This window comes from Vitreimonas sp. (assembly GCF_035627415.1).
Taxonomy (GTDB): Bacteria; Pseudomonadota; Alphaproteobacteria; order Caulobacterales; family Aquidulcibacteraceae; genus Vitreimonas.
Map to the genome: position 1 here is coordinate 1 of NZ_DASPLU010000035.1, position 18,897 is coordinate 18,897.

Here is an 18,897-nt window from a genome sequence, read left to right on the forward strand (position 1 = left end):
CGCCGGTGGGAATGGCGGCGGCGCAGCGGCGGCAGGCGCCGGCGGCTCAGTAGCAACCGGAACGACTTCGTCGAACTTTCAGAAAACGAATCCTGGCAACGCAGGCGCCGCCGGGTGGGCAGTCCGCAAGAACGGCAAGACAGTGAACGTCACCAACAATGGCACGATCTCGGGGACCGTCGGATAGCTTCGTCAAAACCCAATGTAAGTCACGTTCCGAGCACGACGCGCAAACGGAAAGACTGCGCCACACTAGCAAGCATCGTGTCCGCTTGTGAGACGCGCTCGGCAACTTACGCGCTCCTGGAAGATCCGATGCGTGTCTCACCACGTTGCGTCGGATTATCCCAACAGGAGACGTTCGCTTTGACCGGCAGGATGCTACCCGGAAGCGGACATTCGTCGTTCAAATTCGCTCGGCTGGAACTCGCCGCAACCGGTCATTCTCGGTGTTAGGCTGAGTGACTGATTAGGCTGAGTGACTGATTGGCTGCTAAAACTGATCGCGCGGCGTTCGCGCTGCCGCGACGCTTCGAGACTCCCAAATCAGAACTGAACCTACGGCGTGATCGCCGCGCAGGGCCCGCTTGTGGGCGCGATGGCGAGCGCCACGAGGCGTCCGGCGGCGGCGTTGTGCCCTGCGCGCCGGAGCACGGTGGCGGCTTCACGCAAGGTGCCCGGATTGAAGACGAAACCGCTTGCGACAAGCGCCTCGGCGGCGCGGGCCGCGGCGTCTGCGCTGGCGCGGGTGAGGCGCGGTGCGGGTTGGTCGTCGGTGTAAAGATCTGCAAGCTCGGCAAGCGCACGATCGATGGCGGCGCGCTCAAGCCAGCGGCCGCGCAGCATGACGCCTTGGTTCTCGCTGTAGGCCGCGTGTGCTCCTTCGAGCGGATTGCGCGTGGTGAGAACGATGTCGGCGCGCATGCCGGGCGCGATGCGGCCGAAATCCCGCTCCGCGCGCATGGCGGCGGCGGGCTCGGTGGTGGCGGCGCGGAACACCTGCTCTTCGGGCACGCCTGCTTCGCGGAGCAAGCGCAGCTCCTCAACGAGTGCAAAGCCCATCGTCTGGAACGGGTAATTGGCCGCGTCCGTGCCGGCGAGGAAACGCGCGCCCTGACTTACCAGCTGACGCATGATTTCCCGCCGATGCAGGCGCGCGTTGAGGTTCAGCGCAAAACCAGGCGTCGAGGCCGTTTCCACGAACGCCGACCATTGCGCACGCGTGCGGGCAGGAACATAGCGCGAGGCGGGGCCCGTGCGCATGGCCTCCATCGCCTCCGCTTCGGCGTAATTGCGATATGCGTATCCGGTCGGCGTCACCCACACGTCGGGCACGGCGCCGGCGGCGAAGTCGGTATCGCCGGGCGTCAGCGTGCGATCGTTGAGCCAGCCTTTGAGGTGCTCCATCGTGCGCATGCCCTGCTCGGCGGCGTGCCGCACGCTCATGAAATGCGGAACGTGTCCGACCGGATCGAGCCCCGCGCGGCGCGCTTCTTCGGCAATCGTGTCGAACACGCGCTGCGGCATGAGGTTGTGGATCTTGATGAAATCGTAGCCGCACGCCGCTTGCTGGCGGACGACGCGCCGCGCGGTGGGAGCGTCTTGCACCACGACGGCGTAGCCGCCCATCGGGACGTAATTGAGTATTGTGCTGGCCACATACGAGGTCGGGCCGAGCATGCGGTCGTTGTTCACTGCATCGCGCGCGGCTAGCATCCACGGAAACCCGTCCATTTCACGGACGGTGGTCACGCCGTTGGCTATGTTGAGCAGATAGGAGGAGGCCGAGGTGGAGTGGATGTGCATGTCCGTGAGGCCAGGCGCCGCGTAACGGCCGCCGCCGTCGATGATGAGCGCCCCTTCGATCTGCGGCTCTTCGGGTACCGGCAGGACCTGATAGATGCGGCCAAGGCTTGCGACGATGCTTTGGCCCTCGCGAACAGTGCGCTCCATCGGATCGACCACGCCCACATTGCGCAGAATGACAATCTCGGGCGCCGGCGCCGCGCGCAACCGCTCCAGGACGCCGGCGATGGCGAGCTCTTCGTGCAGCGCTCGCCAAGCGACGATTTCGCTGTCCTGCGCGCGTGCTGCTGGCGCGGCGCCGTTTACCAAGACGAGCGCGGCTGCGGCCGCCATCGCGATCAGCTTTTTTCCGAGAGCCATTTCACCACCACGTTGATGCCATTGTCCCAATGGCGCGCCAGCACGAGCGCCGCGCCGTCTGCGTTGCCGCGTTCGAGCGCGGCGATGATTTCGTTGTGCTCCTCAACAGAGCCTTTGAGGTTCGCCATGCCCTTCTGGTGTGCGCCGTCAATCAGCTGCGCACGCGCGCGCTCGGCTTCGAGCAGCATCAACAAACGCGGATTGCCGCAATGCTTCGTCAGCGCGACATGAAAAGCGCGGTCGAGATCGTATTGGCGCGCCTTTTTGCGCTCGCGAGCGAGCGCTTCGTTAATGCGGCGGAGTTGTGGAGCGGCTGTTTTGAGCGCCGCACCCGAAATGCGAACGGCCATCCCTTCAAGCGCGGAAAGAATGGGAAAGCTCTCGCGCACCAGCGCCGCGTTGGGCTCGACGACGACGAAACCCTTGCGCGGCGCAGATTGCACCAAGCCCTCGCCTTCCAACGCGATCAGCGCCTCCCGCACCGGCGTGCGGCTGGCGCCAATCTGCTGCGACAGTTTCACTTCCTCGATGTGCGTCGCCGGCGCTAGTCCGCCCTCAACGATCATCGAGCGGAGCAAAGCGCGGGCTTCGTCCCGCATGCGTTGGGGCGTGATGGTTCGGCTCATGTATTATGTATACATGGTGGATGCGCTGCTGCAAACCCCGCAAGCGCATGGACAATCGCCGACCCAGGCGCCGTCGGTTGGATCCACTTCAGCCGCAGTCGCGAGCGCAGCGAAGCGGCCCAGAATGGCCAATCGAACGGCCACAACCCGCATCGTTGGCCAGAGCGCCAGTAGCGGCGAGCGGCCAGCCCGCTCTAAACGTGCCGGTCGTACCCTACCCGGTTCAGTGGCCTACGCTCGCCGAAGGTTGACGTTGGTCACAAGCTCCCTTGGCGTTATTAAAGCCTCTTGGGGTAGCGCTTATGGCCTTGATGGCCGGCCGCATGGGTCGAAGATTTTTCTGGGGCTACTACTTCCTGTTGGCCGCCGCGAACACTGTACTCTCGATCATGAGTCACGGACCTGCCGCGGCCTTCTTGTTGTTCGCCCCCTGGATTTGGATCGCGACCAAACGACTGCACGATATCAACGCCAAATGGTGGTGGGCGCTCGCCCCAGCGGGAGCGGGCTTCATTGAAGGATTCGTACGCGGTTGGATGCGAGCCGCGGCAAGAGACATGGCACCGCGGTTAGCGGAGCAGTGGCTCCCGCTCAAACTCTTCCAGCAGATTTCGAGTGGAGCGCAGTCCTCCAATATCCATTGGACTTCGCATATGGCTTCGCAATCGGCTTTGGAGTGCGGTCACCGCGCAAGCACTCGCGAACCCGCTGTCATTCACGGTCGGTACATCGCTGTTGATCGTGCTGCTATTCTGGCCTGGTACGCGTGGCGCCAATCGGTTCGGTCAACCGCCTGGTAACAGGGTCGATGCCGAAGCGGGTTCCGCATAACTGGCGCTCTAGGCTGAAGCGCTAACATGCGGTCGTTCGCTACGCGCTTCCAACCGGCGCGCCTTCGCCGAGAGCAGCCATAGCGCTACCCAACAAATGACCATTCTAGCCCTCGGTCTAGATCGCCCCGTCTTGCAAAATCCACTCGGAGCGCGCGCCTGCCACTGAGCTCGGTGGCGGCGCGAGATCTGTGGAGTGTGAGAGCCTTAAGGATGAGAACATCCCCCGGTTCAGCTTCACAAATCTCTGTCGCCGAGCCCCCTGCCACGCTCCCCGCCCTACGCGCCTCGACAAAACCGTGCTTGTGGCTGCCTAGCGCGATCTCCATCGCACCATGCTTCTGCTCGCAGTGATCCAAGTGAATGCGTACAAAAAGCATATTCTCGAGCAACTCGGTCGGCGGTTCGCAATGCCAATAGTCGCTCTTTGCGACCCAGTTTGAATACCCCTTCACATCGAATTTTTGCGCCACAGCAATGACGCGGTCTTGATGCCAAGGCACGCCCCAATTCGACTCGGCGGACTTGTTGAAGGCCACGAGTCGGACCGGCCGCGCCGCAGCATCGAAAGCCGCGACTTCGCGCGACACCGTGCTGGTTACTCCCACATATGGGACCAGATCAGGCGTAAGGAGCAAACGAATGCCGGGTCGATTGCCCACATCGCAATGTCGAGCCAACGCCCGCGCTTCGGCCACTGAGAGCAGCTTCCGCCGCCACACCCGGCCCGCCGTCTCCAGCTCTTCGCGGTCCTCTAAGCCAAAACTCATGTGCCAGCAGAGCCATCACCGCGAGGCTCTGGCAAGTGGCCGGCGTGCTCCAAACCAGCCACTTCGCCGATTACGTAGGCAATGACGCGATCTCGCCGAACTCGGCCACTGGCGGCATGCGTGACAAACCCCTATGGCCCGATGTTCCTCAGCGATGAATTCGCTATAGCATCCGACGTTGTTCGATGAGGGGTCAATCTAATGCTCGAGGGCTCGTGCGATTGCGGCGCGGTTCGCTACATGGTGGATGGCGCGCTCGACGAAGTGACAGAGTGCAACTGCGGCATCTGCCGTCGCTCCGGGGGACTGTGGGCCTACTACTCGCCTGCGAAAGTGACGATGACCGGCCCAACGGATATTTATATGCGCGGCGATCAGATGTTGGAAATGCACCACTGCAAAACCTGCCGCTGCCTGATGTGGTGGCTGCCCGTGGACAAAAGCTACGATCGTATGGGCGTGAACGCCCGCATGCTTCCGTTGGGCGCGTGGGCTGAGACACCGGTTAAGAAGTGCGACGGAGCGAGCTGGTGACGGATAGGCGACCACGAGGCCAGACGTCACATTCTGCTAATCACCCGGCCTCGGATCGACGGCCATCTGGCGGTGTCTGTTTGGGCCACCCTAAGCCGTAGCGACTATTTCGGGCGATTGGCCTACTCGCTCCGATCCTGCCGCTGACACCTGTCCTTTGAAGCGACCTAAGCTCGCCGAAGTCGATCGTTGCGCCGATCGCTACGAACGTCCGACTACGGCGCCTGACTAGCCCCTGGCGCCCTTTCCGGCTTGTATTCTCGATGTTCGTGGTCGACATTGTTCCAATGCTAACGAGCAAAGCGAAGTACGCGCTGCGCGCGATGATCGATCTTGCGGCCCAGGCGGGCGCGGGGCCCCGCAATCCAGTGTTCATTGCCGATATCGCCACGCGTCAAGACATCCCGCGGCGGTTCCTGGAGAACATCCTGCTCGAGCTCCGGAAGCATGGGCTGGTGGTCAGCCATCGCGGCAAGGCGGGCGGCTATGCCCTGGCGCGCACACCCGATCTCATTACTTTTGCTGATATTATTCGCGCCATCGACGGTCCGCTGGCGCTGACGCCGTGCACCAGTCGGACCGCCTACCAACGCTGCGAGGATTGTCGCGACGAAGCGATGTGCGCGATCCGCAAGACCATGCTGAAAGTGCGCGACGCCAATGCAATCATCCTCGAAGGCACGACCTTGGCGCAGGCGGCGAACGTCAGCGCCGGCGAGATCGAGCTGGCGCAGGACCGCCGCAGCGGCACGGTTTAGCAAATCTGACTCGAAGCTATCCATTAATCTACATTGACTTGATCGAGTATGAGAACTTAGCTCCTCCAACGTTGAGCAGCGCACGAGGAGGGATGAATGCGCATTCGCGAAGCCGCCGTGTTGGGCGCATCATGGCTTGCGCTGGCCAGTCCAGCTTGGGGTCAGACGGCCGACGAAACGGCCGCGCGCATCGCAGCGCTCGAAGCGCAACTGGCGCAAATGCAGGCCGAGATCGCCGCGCTGCGCGAGCAGGCCGCAGAGGACGCTGCGCAAACCGCGCCGACGCCAGCGCCGCACGCACAAGCAGCGAACACAGCGCCGCAGATCACGCTCGCGAATGGCCGGCCCACGATCCGCTCCGCCGATGAACGCTTCAGCTTCGCGCTGCGCGGCACGGTGCAATACGATGCCGCGCACTACCTGCAGGACGATCCACTCTCCGACAATCGCCGCTCCGATGCGGCCAATCCTGCGGATTTGAGCTCGGGCGCAAACTTCCGCCGCGCGCGTTTCGGCTTTGAAGGCACAGCGTTCAGCGATTGGAATTATGCGCTGATTTACGAGCTCGGCGGCTCCGGCACGGAAGGATCGCAGATCACCCAGGCGTATGTCGAGTACGCAGGCTGGAAACCTTGGGATGATGTGTCGCTGCGCTTCCGCGTAGGCGCGTGGGCGACGCCCGCGGGTCTTGAGGACGCTACGTCCAACACGGAGTCGCTGTTCCTCGAACGCGCCGCGGTCGCTGAACTGGTGCGTGGGCTTGCCGGCGGCGACGGTCGCACCGGCGCCGGCATCTTCGCGAACGGCGAGCGCTGGTATTCATCGCTCGCGCTGACAGGCGCGGTCGTCGGCAACAGCGGCGAATATGACGAGCAGAGCGGCTATCTCGGGCGCCTCGCCTTCTTGCCGCTCAGCGGCGAAAATTACGGCGTGCATATCGGCGCCTCCGCCACGGGCGTCATCGATCCCGCCGACACCGATCCAAGCAGCGCAACATCGCAGGCCTTGCGCTTGCGCGAGCGGCCCGAATTGCGCGTCGATGCGCAACGTTTCGTCGACACCGGGTCGATCCCTTCGGACGGACTAACGGCGTATGGTTTTGAACTGGGCGGTTATTGGGACAGCCTTTATCTCGCCGGCGAAGTCTTTCAGATCGATCTGTCGCGCAGCGACGGCGTGCCCGATCCGAGCTTCGGCGGCTGGTATGCGCAAGGCGCGTACACGCTGACGGGCGAGCGTCGGCGCTGGAACGCGGCGAACGGCGGCTTCCAAGGCATTCGTCCAAATGCGCCCTTCAGTCTCTCCGAGGGCGATTGGGGCGCGTGGGAGATCGCGGCCCGCTACAGCGTGCTGGATCTCAATGACAACGAAGGCGGCCTCGGCTTGGCCACACCTGTCGGCGGCGTGCGCGGCGGCGAGCAGATCATCACTACGATCGGCCTCAACTGGTATCCCAACAACGTCGTGCGCTTCTTGCTCGACTACCAATGGGTCGAGATCGACAGGCTCGATCCGGAGACCAGCGCCATCGTCACGCCCGTGCCCGGCGTCGGCGCGCAGATCGGCCAGGATTTCGAGGCCGTCTCGCTGCGCAGCCAAGTCGCTTTCTAAAATTCAAGGAGTCTTGCCATGCATGGGCTAACCCGCCGTACCTGGGCTGCCGCCACGCTCGCGCTGATGCTCGGCGCCTGCGGTGCGCAGGAAGAAGCAAAGCACACCGCGCCGCTGCGGCTGCTGAATGTCAGCTACGATCCCACGCGCGAGTTCTATCGCGAAGCCAACGAAGTCTTCGTCGAGCGCTGGGCCAGCGAACATCCGGGCGAAGCGAGCGTCGAAATTGAGATGTCGCACGGCGGCTCTGGGCGCCAGGCGCGCGCGGTGCTCGATGGCTTGCGCGCCGATGTGGTGACGCTCGCCGTACCCTACGACATCGATCAGATCGCCGCGGCCGGCTTGATCGCGACCGACTGGCGCTCGCGTCTGCCGCACAACAGCGCGCCTTACACCTCGACGATGGTGTTTCTGGTGCGCCAGGGGAATCCGAAGAACATACGCGACTGGAATGATCTGGTGCGCGCCGATGTCGATGTCATCACCCCAAATCCGAAGACCTCCGGCGGCGCACGCTGGAATTATCTCGCGGCCTGGGGCTACGCCCTGCGTCAGCCCGGCGGCACTGAGGCAAACGCACGCGAGTTCGTGCGCCGGCTCTACGCCAACGTGCCAGTGCTCGACACCGGAGCGCGCGGTTCGACCACGACGTTTGCACAACGTGGCATTGGCGATGTGCTGATCACGTGGGAAAACGAAGCGTTCCTGGCGCTGCAGGAGTTCGGGCAAGGTCAGTTCGAAATGGTCGTACCGTCCATCAGCATTCTGGCCGAGCCTTCCGTTGCGCTGGTCGATCAGAACGTCGATGCGCGCGGCACGCGTGCGGCGGCGGAAGCGTACTTGAACTTCCTCTATACGCCCGAAGCGCAGGCGCTGGCCGCGCGGCACTTCTTCCGTCCGAGCGACCCGCAAGTGCTCGCGCGCCACGCCGATCGCTTCCGCGCCATTCCGCTGATCACCGTCGATGAGACGTTCGGCAGCTGGGCCAACGTGCACAGCACGCACTTCGCCGACGGCGCCGTGTTCGACCAGATCACGGCGGGTACACGACGAGAATGACCGCCACCACTCGTCCATGGCGGCTCGTGGAGCCGAGCGCCCTGCCCGGCTTGGGGCCAGCGCTCGGCTTCACCCTTCTCTATCTCGGCTTCTTCGTGCTGCTGCCGCTGACGGCGCTGGCGCTGCGTCCGTGGGAGCTTGGCGTCGACCATGTGCGCGATGTGCTGACGAACCCGCGCACGCTTGCCGCGCTGCGCTTGAGCTTCGGGGCAGCGTTCGCCGCCGCTTGCATCAACGCGGTGTTCGGCACGATCGTCGCCTGGGTGCTGGTGCGCTACGATTTTCCGGGCCGACGGCTGCTCGATGCCTTCATCGATCTGCCGTTTGCACTGCCCACCGCCGTCGCCGGCATTTCGCTCGCGGCGATCTATGCGCCCAACGGCTTGATCGGCACGCTGTTCGAGCCGCACGATATCCGCATCGCCTACACGCCACTCGGCGTCATGATCGCGCTCATCTTCGTCGGCTTTCCGTTCGTGGTGCGCTCGATCCAACCGGTGCTGGAAGATTTCGAGGCCGAAGCGGAAGAAGCCGCGGCCACGCTGGGCGCCTCGCGCCTTGAGACCATTCGCAAAGTGATTTTCCCTGCGATTGCGCCGGCCATGCTCGCGGGCTTTTCGCTCGCGTTTGCGCGCGCCGTCGGCGAGTACGGCTCGGTCATCTTCATCGCCGGCAATATTCCGATGGTTTCGGAAATTGCGCCGCTGCTGATCGTCATCCGGCTTGAAGAATTCGACTATGCCGGCGCCGCGGCCGTCGGCCTCGTCATGCTGGCGATCTCGTTCCTGCTGCTGCTGGTGCTGAACGCGATCCAATCGCACATCGCCAAGCGGGGCCGGTGATGGACGCGCCGCGCTCTCAATCGCGCCGCGATCCGCCCCTGCTCGCCGGCGCGCTGATCGTGATGGCGCTCATCTATTTCATGCTCGTGCTGCTGCTGCCGCTGATCACCGTGTTCGCTGAAGCGCTGCGGCGCGGGCTCCCCGAGTACTTCACAGCGCTGCGCGAGCCCGATGCACAGGCGGCGATCCGGCTGACACTGCTGGTGGCGGCGATCGCCGTGCCGCTCAACACGGTGTTCGGCCTCGCCGCGGCGTGGGCCATCACCAAGTTCCAGTTCTGGGGCCGCAGCACGCTGCTGACGCTGATCGATCTGCCGTTCTCGATCTCCCCGGTGATTTCGGGCCTCGTCTTCGTGCTGCTTTACGGCGCACGCGGCTGGTTCGGACCTGCACTGGAAGATCTCGGCATCCAAGTCATATTCTCGGTCACCGGGATCGTGCTTGCCACCGTCCTGGTGACGCTGCCCTTCGTCGCGCGCGAACTCATTCCGCTGATGCAGGCGCAAGGCAGCGATGAGGAAGCGGCCGCCGCGACGCTGGGCGCCAGCGGCTGGCGCACGTTCTTCTTGGTGACGCTGCCGAACATCAAATGGGCGCTGATGTACGGCGTTCTCTTATGCACCGCCCGCGCCATGGGCGAATTCGGCGCTGTCGCCGTCGTCTCCGGCCACATCCGGGGTGAGACGGCGACCATGCCGCTGCATGTCGAAATTCTCTACAACGAATACTCGTTCGTAGCCGCCTTTGCGGTGGCCTCCTTACTCGCTCTCTTCGCACTCATCACGCTTGCGGTGAAGACAGTGCTGGAAGCGCGTTTTGCGCACCAGCTTGCCGCGCAGCGCTCGCGTTAGGATTTTCGATGCCGCTCGAGATCGCCAACATCAACAAAAGCTTCGGCCGAACGCCGGTGCTGAAGAAGGTCTCGCTGTTCGCGGAAGACGGCGAGTTCCTGGCGCTGCTCGGCCCCTCAGGCTCGGGCAAGACCACGCTGCTGCGCATCATCGCCGGCCTCGAAACGCCGGATGCTGGCGCCGTGCGCTTCCAGAACGAAGACCTGCTGGCGCAGCCCGTACGGCAGCGGCGCATCGGCTTCGTCTTCCAGCACTACGCCCTCTTCCGTCACATGACGGCGGCGCAGAATGTCGCTTTCGGCATCAACGCCAAACCGCGCAGCGAGCGCCCGTCACGCCGTGAAACGCGCGAGCGCGTGTCCGAACTCTTGAATCTGGTGCAGCTCGGCGGGCTGGAGAATCGCTATCCGAGCCAGCTCTCCGGCGGCCAGCGTCAGCGCGTCGCGCTTGCGCGCGCGCTCGCCATCGAACCGCGCATTCTTCTGCTCGACGAACCGTTCGGCGCGCTCGACGCCAAGGTGCGCCGCGAGCTGCGCCGCTGGCTGCGCGATCTGCACGAGCGTACAGGGCTCACCACCATCTTCGTCACACATGATCAGGAAGAAGCGCTCGACCTCGCAGACCGCATTGCGCTGCTGCGCGATGGCGCGCTGGAGCAAGTCGGCACCCCGGAAGAACTCTATCACGAGCCCGACAGCGCCTTTGTGTTCGAGTTTCTCGGCGACAGCGTGCGCCTGCCATGCACAGTGCAAGGCGGCGTCGCCATCATCGGCGGCGCGCCGGCGCCCATTCTCGGCGCTAATCCCGGCGACGGCCACGCCTTCGCCTATGCGCGTCCAGACGCTTTTAACGTCGTCAGCGGCTCTGGTCCTGGTCTCGCCGCACACGTGCGCAACGTCATCCTCGCCGGTCCCGACGCGCGACTCGACTGCGCCATCGACGGTGACGGCGCCATCGACGTGCGCATCCCCGCCGAAGAAGCCGCCAAATTCTCGCCTCGCGACAACATCCGGTTGACGCCTCGGACTGTGCGTGTTTGGCGCTAGCCGTTGGGGAAGACCGTAGTAAGCATCCGCTATCTTCGACTATCAGCGAGAGGCTACTCTGGCTGCATAGAATAGTTCATCACGACACGACGCACGGGTGCGCCTCGATTTCCAGTCGCGGAGGCAATGACTGCATTCGGGCATTAAGCGGACGGTCGGCGTGCAAGCGCCGACGACAGCAATGGGCCACATCTCAGACTATCCGATACAACCTTGTCAGCGGCTCGAATGAAGAGTCACAGCGGCCGCTTGGCATCAGTAGCGCGTCGCCTGGAGAAGTCGAAAAGCCCGCATTACGCGCTTTCGATAAGAAAAATCTCGCTCGCGATTATCTCGTTGGCATCCCAAACCCCGAAAGCGTGCGAGAGCGGGCAACCTATTGCGAAACATGACAAAAAGGCGCGTGAATCCGAGCGGCGGTCGAAATCCTCCGATAACGTCAGTGAGAAAACCTGCGCTTTTGCCGCATAAAATCAGCGCTTTACGCGCGCGCGATTTTCCGCGTCCCGTTCCGCTCTCATTTCTGTGGGTAACTGCAAAAAGTGCGTGATAGGGCGCCATAGGGAAGCCCCGATCAGCGTCGCGCATCGAGCAAACGGCCCTCTGCGGAGTTGCGAACCGTGCGTTCGCGCGTGAATTGATCGAGAGCGCGCATTGTGTAACGCACTGAGCGCCCGAGTTTCACGAATGCAGGCCCCTTCCCGAGGCGCCGCCATGCTTCCAGCGTTTTGACACTTACGCAAAGCACATGTGCGGCCTCGTCCACGGTCAGCCGCCGATCTTCCTGACCGACAACCGACGTGACTTCCCGGATGAGCTTTCTCGCGGGCTTCGGACGTTCTCTGACAGGCGCCGGGTGCGCGCGGGCTGGACGATCACGCTGCCGCACTTCCTTGACGAGTGGCTGCGCAATCGACGCTGCTTCCGTGAACAGAAACGAGAGCTGATCGGCCGAGGCGTGACGCGCAGCTTTGCGGGGGAGCTTCATGACTATCAACCGCGACTTGGTGCGCCATGATGCTCGTGATCCTTGCGTTGGCGAAGCTGTTTAGTCGCTGGGTTGAGAAGATTGTTCGCGGCGTGCACGACCACGGCAGTTGCAAAGCGCCACGCGGGCTAACGCGCCAGTCTATCTCGCATGGCTCGGAAGCTGATGGCGTTGCCGCTCGTGTCCGCGTCGATGTTGGACACTGTTGCCCGCTGTTGCAGGCCCGAGTTCCCCGAATTCGCGTCTCAGAAGAATGTTGAATTCAGCGATCCAAGCCAAGAGATGGCGTGGCTCTGACCTTCCCGTTTGTGACAGACAGCGAATACGCCTTGCCTTGCTTTAGCGAGAGCGACCGCGTGACGCGCAATAAGGCGACCGCATCGTTGCGCTCAAGCGCCGCGAACCTCCCCTGATGAAGCTGAACGAACCCGCGCACGCGCCATTCACGTTCCAGACCATCCGCGACGTTGATCGCGCGTTTCCCAGTCGTTCGCTTCAATGCGTCTTCAGCACGCGTGAGTTCGGAAGCGCGAAGCTGGTCCAATGCACCTTGTTTGAAATCGAACCGGCCGGTTAGATCGCGACCTCCGTTCCCCTGCCGCTGATGCCAACCGATCCGCTCGGTGATCGCGTTGCGGACTTCCCGCGTATTTGGCAACCGCGGCTGCTCACCGGCGAGCTGACGGACGATCTCCCGATCAAGTTCGGTTTCCGCGGGAGCCTCGATCTGCGTGGCGATCGGCGTTTCCGAGAGCCGGTCGATCTTTACCCGCGTGCCTGGGCCCTCATGGCTTTTCGGCTCGATGGCGACGAGCGCGCCAGGCTGGAGCCCAGCCGCGTCGCGCTCACGTACATTGGCGAGCACCGGACGCTTCATGCCGTCCAGCACAATCACATAGCCTTTGCCTCCCTCTCCCCGTTTGCCGGCCTCCACGACAGGTCCTGACACACGCCCCATTGCAGGCTCATAAAGTTTTAGCCGTCCTTGACCGGGTTCGAGTTCGCGCCCGAGACGGCGGCGAAGGTCTATACCCTTCCCGATCTCATCGAGCCTGGTCTGCCAGTCACGATCGAACCGGAAGCGGTCGCGCTTTTCCTCGCGGCCAAGTCCCATGCGCGTCAGTTCACGAACGCGGTTTCTAAGGGCCGCCCGAAGCGTCGGCTCCAGTGTTCGCCCGATCGACTGAATGCGATGCGTCTTGCCCGGGTTCAGTTCCGCGGCCAGCAGCTGATCTAGCCGCGTCAAGCGCTCGGCGCGCGTCTCGCGGTCCAAGGCCAGACGCTCGTCATCGCGGCCGCGGTCTCCGAGCATCTGCGTAGCCACGTCGCGCGCGGCGTGCCTGAGCCCCCGCGTGGCGTACTCCCGAGGGATGATTAGGTCCGGTCCATCACGCCTGCGCCCGCGCAGGATCACATGCACATGGGGATTGTCGGTGTTGTGGTGATCGACCGCCACCCAGTCCAAGGGCGCGCCGAGGTCGCGCTCCATTTGCGCCATGGTCGCGCGCGTGAAGTCTTTGAGGTCCTCTATGCGGGCGCCGCTCTCCGGCGCAAGCATGAGCCGCATGTGGCGCTTGTCCTCAGCCGCCCATTCCGCAAGCCGTAGCTCAGGCTCCGCGCGGTCATGTTCGCGATCGTAAAACTGCCCTGGCTCCCCCTCCGGACCCGCTCCGTCGCGTTCCAGATACTTGGCGTGCGCGATCAGCTTGCCTCCGCCGCTTCCGCCATGGCCTTGATAGAACACGGTGACCACGACGCGCTGGCGTTTGTCTTGCGCGAATGCCGCATTTGCTCCGCCCGCGCGAAAGCGCCCGCCAGGCCGGCGGCCGGAAAGCAGTTTGGATAATTGTCCGCCAAGTGCGCCGCTGCGCGCACGGCCACTCACACCACGCGTCTTATAAACTTTGCCGACGAGACCATCCTCATCTCGAAAGACCGCCATGTCGTGCACAGCGGCGAGCGCGTCCACCTCGTTGGGCCGCACGAGCGCCGACGTTTTCAATCGCTCGGACAGTGATGCTTTGGCCATTGCCGCGTCACGCGCCGTTGAATTTGCAGCGATGCCGCCGCTTTCACCGCGCGATGATCAAGCGTGCCGCACGAAAAAGCCAGGATTCACAAGTCTCAGAAGAAAACCTGCGGCGCTCTTAATCTTGCTCTCCACCGCATCCCCTTACACTTCGCGTCTTCGCATTTCGGTTCGCACTCAAACACCAGCACGATCCAAACGTTGCCGCGCGTGTCGCCGCGATTCCCTTCGTTGGAAAACTCCTAGAGCGGACGCCAGACGCCTTCGATTAATCGTGTGCTGATCGGCCCCCAGTAACGGCCGTCAAAGCTGTCAGCGCTATCGCCTAAAAGGAGAACTTCATCAGGGCCCAATGTACGGCAGCCAACCCATCCGCGCGGCGTTGTTCGCTCGCGGCTTTGATAAACGGATGCTGCAACACGCCCATCGACACTGATGCTCTCACCGTCGCCGCAGACTGTCTGGCCGGCGACCGCCGCCACACGCTTGATGAAGCGATCGCCTACGTCCGCATATGAGCGCCGCCGCGCCTCATCCGGCGCGACGTTCAAGGCTCTGACCGTTGCCAGCGCGCCCGCCTCAATCGGCCCCTCGGTCCGGACGTAGAACCCAACGGGGATCGAGGGGCTGTGGTTAAAGAGAATGAGGTCCTGGTGGAGCACCGACGCAAGCGCCAGCGCCGCGACGGCACAACCCGCGCCAAGAAGAACGAACCGATGACGACGCAATCGCTTCATCGTCGAGTTCGGAGCAGGATTTGCGCCGCCGGCAAGGCGCTCAGCTTCGTTTCCCTGTTGGGGCGGGAGGGCGGGTCTTGCGCGAGGGATGGAAGCCCGAGAGGGCCGAGACACCTTGGGGCTCGGTTCACGACAGCCCGGTCGGCGGCGATAGCGCCGACGCGCCCAAACCGGCGCGCAACAAGATCTCCAACACTTACCAGGATCACATGCGCGAAGCGCGGGCGGGTGGGTGGAACCGCCGACGGCTGCTCGAAATGCATCAACTAGGTTGATGGCGCTCATGCCGGTGGCGTGGACCAAACCGAAAGCCAAGACGATCACGCCTAGAAAAATCGAGCCGCCTGGGCCGTCCATGGTGGCGCTCTGGCCCCGCCACATCCATTGGTCGTCCTCGCCGATCCGGGAGCAAGCGAGCTAGAACCGGGTCCTTACGCCAACGACAACCTGCGTCGCGGCGACATCCTCGCTGTCGGCGGTCGCATAGTCGGCGGTGTCGCCCAAGCTCGTCTCATAGCTGACGCCAACATAGGGCGAGAACGTGCGGGTAATGTCATAGCGCAGGCGTAAGCCGAGTCCGGCCTCCGTGAATCCAGCTCCAACGCCAAGTTCTGGAATGTCGTCGGCGGAGAGATTGATCTCCACGCGAGGCTGCAGAATCCAGCGCTGCGTGAGGCGCGCATCATAAGAGCTCTCGAAGCGCGCGCTCAGCTCGCCTTCGTCGGACACGAAAAGAGCGCCCGTGGTTTCGAACCAATATGGCGCGACGCCTTCGAAGCCCAGCACGGCGTAGACCCGGCTTGGACGGGGCTCGATGTCGTAGCGCACGCCTGCCTGCAAATCGAAATACGGTCCTATCGCACGCGAATAGAGCGCCTGCACCTCGGCGCTCTCGACATCGTCCTCGTTGGCTTCGCCCTCGGTCTTGAAGACGAAGCGGTTGATGTCGCCGCCGATCCAGCCCTCGCCTTCCCAGTGAAACGAGGTCTCGTCATCGCTGAAGTGCAGCTCGGCAAGATCGACCATTACGGTCGAGACGATCGCGCCGCCATGCTCGCGCCGAAGCTGGGCGCGCGCCGCCTCCATTTCATCGGCGCTGTAGAAGCGTTCAGCCGCATGGTCGGCCGGCGCTTCTGGGGCAGGCTCGTTGCCCACCTCGGAACTGTCCGCACCAGCGCCATGGCCCATCTGCGCGTGATCCATGGCGCCGTGGTCCATATGCGAGTGGTCCGCGTCATCCTCGTCGCCAGACTCGGCGGGAGGTTGGGTCTGCGGCGGCGCCGTCGGCCACGGCATCTGCATGGCTGGCGGATCGGTTTGCGCGAGCACTGGCGTCGCCATCACCAGCGGCGCGGCGAATGCGAAGAGAACACGCCACCTCACGAGCGCGTCTCGTCGAGCGGGCGCACCGTAACGACGCGAAACATGCCGGCGTGCATGTGATAGAGAAGATGGCAGTGAAACGCCCAGTCGCCGGGCGCATCGGCGGTTAGATCGAACGTCACCTTGCCGCCGGGCAACACGTTGACCGTGTGCTTGCGCGGGCGTTTTCCATCGGGTCCTGTCAGCAGCTCGAAGAAGTGCCCGTGCAGGTGGATCGGGTGCGCCATCATGGAATCGTTCACGAGCGTAACGCGCACGCGCTCGTCGCGCCGGAACGGAATGGGCTCGGTCACTTCACTGAAGCGCTCACCGTCGAACGACCACATGAAGCGTTCCATGTTGCCGGTCAGATGAAGTTCGAGCGAGCGCGAAGGCGTGCGTGTGTCCGGATTGGCTTCAAGCGCTTCGAGATCGGTGTAGACGAGCACCCGGTGTTCGACCTCCTCGAGCCCCTGCCCGCGGTCGCCGAGACGGTCGACCGGCATCGGCGCGATCGATTGCACGCCGGGGCCCATCCGCACTTGCGGCGCGTTGGCGCCGTCGCGCATCGACATGTCGCCGTGGTCCATGCCGCCCGCATTGGCCGCGCCCTCCGTCCCGGGCCAAGCCATGGTCATGCTCGACATGTCCATGCCCATATCGCGCATGGTGGAGCGCGGACGCGCGCGAAGGGGCGGAATTTCCGCGCTCATGCCTGGCCGCGGCGCCAGCGTCGCGCGGCCCATGCCTGAACGGTCGACGGCTTCTGCGACAAGCGTGAAGGCGCGGTCCTCGCGCGGCTCGACGATGACGTCATAGGTCTCGGCGACCGAGATCTGAAACTCATCGACCGCGACCGGCTTCACGTTCTGCCCGTCGGCTTGCACAATCGTGAGCGGCAGCCCCGGAATGCGCACGTTGAAAATGGTCATGGCGGCGGCGTTGACGAAACGAAGCCGCACCCGTTCGCCCGGTTGGAAGAGCCCTGTCCAATTGTCCGTAGGTCCATGGCCGTTGATCAGGAATGTATAGGTCGATCCGGTGACATCGGAGATGTCGGTCGGGTCCATCCGCATCTGGGCCCACTCCATCTGGTCGGAGAGCGGGGGATCGCGGCCTGTGAGCGCCCCGACAATCGTCTCGCGCTGCATGTTAAAATGGCCCGGCTCCTGCTTGAGGCGCGCGAAGATCGTGTGCGGATGCAGGAAGCTATAATCGGAGAGCACGATGACGTGCTCGCGATCGTAGGCGATTGGATCGGCGCCGGCGGGATCGATGACGATGGGCCCGTAATGGCCTTCCTGCTCCTGCAGGCCCGAATGGCTGTGATACCAATAGGTCCCGTACTGACGGACCGGGAATTCGTAGGTGAAGCTCTGGCCCGCGCGAATGCCGGGAAAGCTGACGCCCGGCACGCCGTCCATTTGGAACGGCAGGATGAGCCCGTGCCAGTGGATCGATGTCTCTTCGTCAAGCTGATTATCGACCCGCAAGCGCACGTTCTGACCTTCGCGCAAGCGAATGAGCGGACCGGGCACTGTGCCGTTGATGCCGACCGCGTGCCCCGCACGGCCTTCGACATTCAAGTGCAGGCGCGCGACGGTGAGCGCGATGTCTTCGCCGCTCAGCGTGGGCAATGTGGATCGAAGCCCATGCGCGTGGGTTTGCGCCCATGCCGGAAAGGCGCGCGCGGCCACGAGCCCCGCTCCAGCCAAGCCTGCGCCGTGCAATAATCTGCGTCGCGAAAACATCGCGTCTCCCGCCCCGATTTAGAACGCCATGTGCCCTGCGCCGTGGGTCACTTCGGCGCCGAGATAAGCCTGCGCCAGAATCGCCGCGGCGACGACGCTAAGCGCAATTGCGTAAAGAGGACCATTACGGCCCGCGGCGGCGGCTTCCGCATTGGGCTTCAGCCACCACACAAACAGCATGAGGAATGGCAGCGCCGTGCCGATCCAGCGGTGCAGGACAAGGGCGCTCGCATCGTCAGCCGCCGGCAAACCTGCATTGATCCAGCCAAGGGGCGCGGCGACAAAGGCGCCAATGACGGCGATCCCAAGCAAGAGCTTGTTGCTTGCCGTGTAGATAGGCTTGCGGCGCACGGTAGCCATCAATTCGAGAAACGCCACCGTCAGCAAAAGCGCGATGGGAAAGTGCACGGCGGCGGAGTGCCAGCCGCCCAGCCAACGCAGCAAGCGGCCGGAAAACGTTGTTGGTCGTTCATCGTGCTCGGTCATGACCGGTTCGGTCGGCCACGGCATCGTCATAACCGGCTCGTCGCCGGGCGCGGGGGCCGGCGCTGTCTCGGTCTGTTGTTGTTGCGGCGTGTGCGGCTCGTGCTGGTGCGCGACGACAGGGCTCACCGCCAGGAGCGCAAACAAAAGCGCCGGTAGGCCTACGCGCCGTAGCCAGAATACGAGACGTTCCACTCCTGCCCCTCCGCGCGCCTGTTGTCAGCGCTGCGCTTGCAGCGCCGACACCATCGGTTGGCCGTTGTGATTGACCAATGTGAAGTTGACGCGATTGCCCACGGCGATGCCGGTCAAGAGGTCGGCCGAGTGCACCTGAAAGGCCATCACCATGGACGGCCAGCCAAGCGCCGGAATGGGCTCGTGCGCGATCGTGATGCGATTGTTGCGCGCATCGATGGCGCGCACGACGCCCACCCCTTCCGCACTTTGGGGCACT

At 63.7% G+C, this 18,897-nt stretch carries 18 protein-coding genes and 1 pseudogene; 9 read left to right on the forward strand and 10 right to left on the reverse strand.

Annotated elements, in window-relative coordinates:
• A pseudogene (locus VEA80_RS18355) lies at nt 1–187 on the forward strand (hypothetical protein); the annotation flags it as partial.
• Nucleotides 188–558: 371 nt separating this feature from the next.
• Here the strand turns inward: VEA80_RS18355 and VEA80_RS18360 are convergent.
• From VEA80_RS18360 to VEA80_RS18370, 3 genes are all read right to left on the reverse strand, one after another.
• The gene (locus VEA80_RS18360) at nt 559–2,166 is read right to left on the reverse strand and encodes an amidohydrolase family protein (RefSeq protein ID WP_325062240.1); all 1,608 of its coding nucleotides are present in this window, start codon (nt 2,164–2,166) and stop codon (nt 559–561) included.
• The gene (locus VEA80_RS18365) at nt 2,145–2,792 is read right to left on the reverse strand and encodes a GntR family transcriptional regulator (protein ID WP_325062241.1); all 648 of its coding nucleotides are present in this window, start codon (nt 2,790–2,792) and stop codon (nt 2,145–2,147) included. Before VEA80_RS18365 ends, VEA80_RS18360 begins: the two co-directional genes overlap by 22 nt.
• A gap of 916 nt (nt 2,793–3,708) precedes the next feature.
• On the reverse strand, nt 3,709–4,392 hold the full coding sequence (locus VEA80_RS18370) for a phytanoyl-CoA dioxygenase family protein (RefSeq protein WP_325062242.1): 684 nt from the start codon (nt 4,390–4,392) through the stop codon (nt 3,709–3,711).
• 201 nt (nt 4,393–4,593) lie between these two features.
• On the opposite strand from VEA80_RS18370, the gene VEA80_RS18375 reads away from it, so the two are divergent.
• The 7 genes from VEA80_RS18375 to VEA80_RS18405 all read left to right on the forward strand — a co-directional run bounded on the left by VEA80_RS18375 (nt 4,594) and on the right by VEA80_RS18405 (nt 11,093).
• Nucleotides 4,594–4,926, forward strand: coding sequence for a GFA family protein (locus VEA80_RS18375; RefSeq protein ID WP_325062243.1), 333 nt, complete (start codon nt 4,594–4,596; stop codon nt 4,924–4,926).
• Between the two features lie 287 nt (nt 4,927–5,213).
• Nucleotides 5,214–5,684, forward strand: a complete 471-nt coding sequence (locus VEA80_RS18380) for an Rrf2 family transcriptional regulator (RefSeq protein ID WP_325062244.1) — start codon at nt 5,214–5,216, stop codon at nt 5,682–5,684.
• A 96-nt stretch (nt 5,685–5,780) separates the two neighbouring features.
• A complete protein-coding gene (locus tag VEA80_RS18385; protein WP_325062245.1) occupies nt 5,781–7,295 on the forward strand; it encodes a porin in 1,515 nt (504 codons plus the stop codon).
• Nucleotides 7,296–7,313: 18 nt separating this feature from the next.
• Entirely contained in the window at nt 7,314–8,354 is a 1,041-nt protein-coding gene (locus VEA80_RS18390; RefSeq protein WP_325062246.1) for a sulfate ABC transporter substrate-binding protein, read from the forward strand.
• Complete coding sequence (gene cysT, locus VEA80_RS18395) at nt 8,351–9,196, forward strand: sulfate ABC transporter permease subunit CysT (protein WP_325062247.1); 846 nt, start codon at nt 8,351–8,353, stop codon at nt 9,194–9,196. The genes VEA80_RS18390 and cysT overlap by 4 nt, the downstream gene beginning before the upstream one ends.
• The gene (gene cysW / locus VEA80_RS18400; RefSeq protein WP_325062248.1) at nt 9,196–10,047 is read left to right on the forward strand and encodes a sulfate ABC transporter permease subunit CysW; all 852 of its coding nucleotides are present in this window, start codon (nt 9,196–9,198) and stop codon (nt 10,045–10,047) included. The genes cysT and cysW overlap by 1 nt, the downstream gene beginning before the upstream one ends.
• An 8-nt stretch (nt 10,048–10,055) precedes the next feature.
• Complete coding sequence (locus VEA80_RS18405) at nt 10,056–11,093, forward strand: sulfate/molybdate ABC transporter ATP-binding protein (protein WP_325062249.1); 1,038 nt, start codon at nt 10,056–10,058, stop codon at nt 11,091–11,093.
• 574 nt (nt 11,094–11,667) lie between these two features.
• Here VEA80_RS18405 and VEA80_RS20505 read toward each other — a convergent pair.
• Nucleotides 11,668–11,859 (reverse strand): helix-turn-helix domain-containing protein, encoded by a 192-nt coding sequence (locus VEA80_RS20505; RefSeq protein ID WP_349257284.1) that lies wholly within the window; start codon nt 11,857–11,859, stop codon nt 11,668–11,670.
• Between VEA80_RS20505 and VEA80_RS18410 the strand changes: the two genes are divergently transcribed.
• Nucleotides 11,842–12,111, forward strand: a complete 270-nt coding sequence (locus VEA80_RS18410; RefSeq protein WP_325062250.1) for a hypothetical protein — start codon at nt 11,842–11,844, stop codon at nt 12,109–12,111. The two genes, VEA80_RS20505 and VEA80_RS18410, sit on opposite strands and share 18 nt — an antisense overlap.
• Before the next feature lie 232 nt (nt 12,112–12,343).
• Here the strand turns inward: VEA80_RS18410 and VEA80_RS18415 are convergent, their stop codons facing one another.
• The 6 genes from VEA80_RS18415 to VEA80_RS18440 form a co-directional block, all read right to left on the reverse strand.
• Entirely contained in the window at nt 12,344–14,110 is a 1,767-nt protein-coding gene (locus VEA80_RS18415) for a DUF3363 domain-containing protein (protein WP_325062251.1), read from the reverse strand.
• Nucleotides 14,111–14,352: 242 nt separating this feature from the next.
• Entirely contained in the window at nt 14,353–14,847 is a 495-nt protein-coding gene (locus VEA80_RS18420; RefSeq protein WP_325062252.1) for a S26 family signal peptidase, read from the reverse strand.
• A 417-nt stretch (nt 14,848–15,264) separates the two neighbouring features.
• Nucleotides 15,265–16,230 (reverse strand): copper resistance protein B, encoded by a 966-nt coding sequence (locus VEA80_RS18425; RefSeq protein ID WP_325062253.1) that lies wholly within the window; start codon nt 16,228–16,230, stop codon nt 15,265–15,267.
• Nucleotides 16,227–17,960, reverse strand: a complete 1,734-nt coding sequence (locus tag VEA80_RS18430) for a copper resistance system multicopper oxidase (protein WP_325062254.1) — start codon at nt 17,958–17,960, stop codon at nt 16,227–16,229. Before VEA80_RS18430 ends, VEA80_RS18425 begins: the two co-directional genes overlap by 4 nt.
• A gap of 18 nt (nt 17,961–17,978) precedes the next feature.
• On the reverse strand, nt 17,979–18,638 hold the full coding sequence (locus VEA80_RS18435; protein WP_325062255.1) for a DUF2231 domain-containing protein: 660 nt from the start codon (nt 18,636–18,638) through the stop codon (nt 17,979–17,981).
• A 24-nt stretch (nt 18,639–18,662) separates the two neighbouring features.
• On the reverse strand, nt 18,663–18,897 hold a 235-nt coding region (locus VEA80_RS18440), incomplete at its 5' end, for a copper-binding protein (protein ID WP_325062256.1).

What these genes read in the sequence shown, in the direction of transcription:
- cysW (WP_325062248.1), top strand. Translation starts at nt 9,196, where the DNA reads ATGGACGCGCCGCGCTCTCAATCGCGCCGCGATCCGCCCCTGCTCGCC.
- VEA80_RS18415 (WP_325062251.1), bottom strand. Translation starts at nt 14,110, where the DNA reads ATGGCCAAAGCATCACTGTCCGAGCGATTGAAAACGTCGGCGCTCGTG.
- VEA80_RS18405 (WP_325062249.1), top strand. Translation starts at nt 10,056, where the DNA reads ATGCCGCTCGAGATCGCCAACATCAACAAAAGCTTCGGCCGAACGCCG.
- VEA80_RS18360 (WP_325062240.1), bottom strand. Translation starts at nt 2,166, where the DNA reads ATGGCTCTCGGAAAAAAGCTGATCGCGATGGCGGCCGCAGCCGCGCTC.
- VEA80_RS18385 (WP_325062245.1), top strand. Translation starts at nt 5,781, where the DNA reads ATGCGCATTCGCGAAGCCGCCGTGTTGGGCGCATCATGGCTTGCGCTG.
- VEA80_RS18390 (WP_325062246.1), top strand. Translation starts at nt 7,314, where the DNA reads ATGCATGGGCTAACCCGCCGTACCTGGGCTGCCGCCACGCTCGCGCTG.
- VEA80_RS18410 (WP_325062250.1), top strand. Translation starts at nt 11,842, where the DNA reads ATGTGCGGCCTCGTCCACGGTCAGCCGCCGATCTTCCTGACCGACAAC.
- VEA80_RS18420 (WP_325062252.1), bottom strand. Translation starts at nt 14,847, where the DNA reads ATGAAGCGATTGCGTCGTCATCGGTTCGTTCTTCTTGGCGCGGGTTGT.
- VEA80_RS18370 (WP_325062242.1), bottom strand. Translation starts at nt 4,392, where the DNA reads ATGAGTTTTGGCTTAGAGGACCGCGAAGAGCTGGAGACGGCGGGCCGG.
- cysT (WP_325062247.1), top strand. Translation starts at nt 8,351, where the DNA reads ATGACCGCCACCACTCGTCCATGGCGGCTCGTGGAGCCGAGCGCCCTG.
- VEA80_RS18380 (WP_325062244.1), top strand. Translation starts at nt 5,214, where the DNA reads ATGCTAACGAGCAAAGCGAAGTACGCGCTGCGCGCGATGATCGATCTT.
- VEA80_RS18430 (WP_325062254.1), bottom strand. Translation starts at nt 17,960, where the DNA reads ATGTTTTCGCGACGCAGATTATTGCACGGCGCAGGCTTGGCTGGAGCG.
- VEA80_RS18375 (WP_325062243.1), top strand. Translation starts at nt 4,594, where the DNA reads ATGCTCGAGGGCTCGTGCGATTGCGGCGCGGTTCGCTACATGGTGGAT.
- VEA80_RS18365 (WP_325062241.1), bottom strand. Translation starts at nt 2,792, where the DNA reads ATGAGCCGAACCATCACGCCCCAACGCATGCGGGACGAAGCCCGCGCT.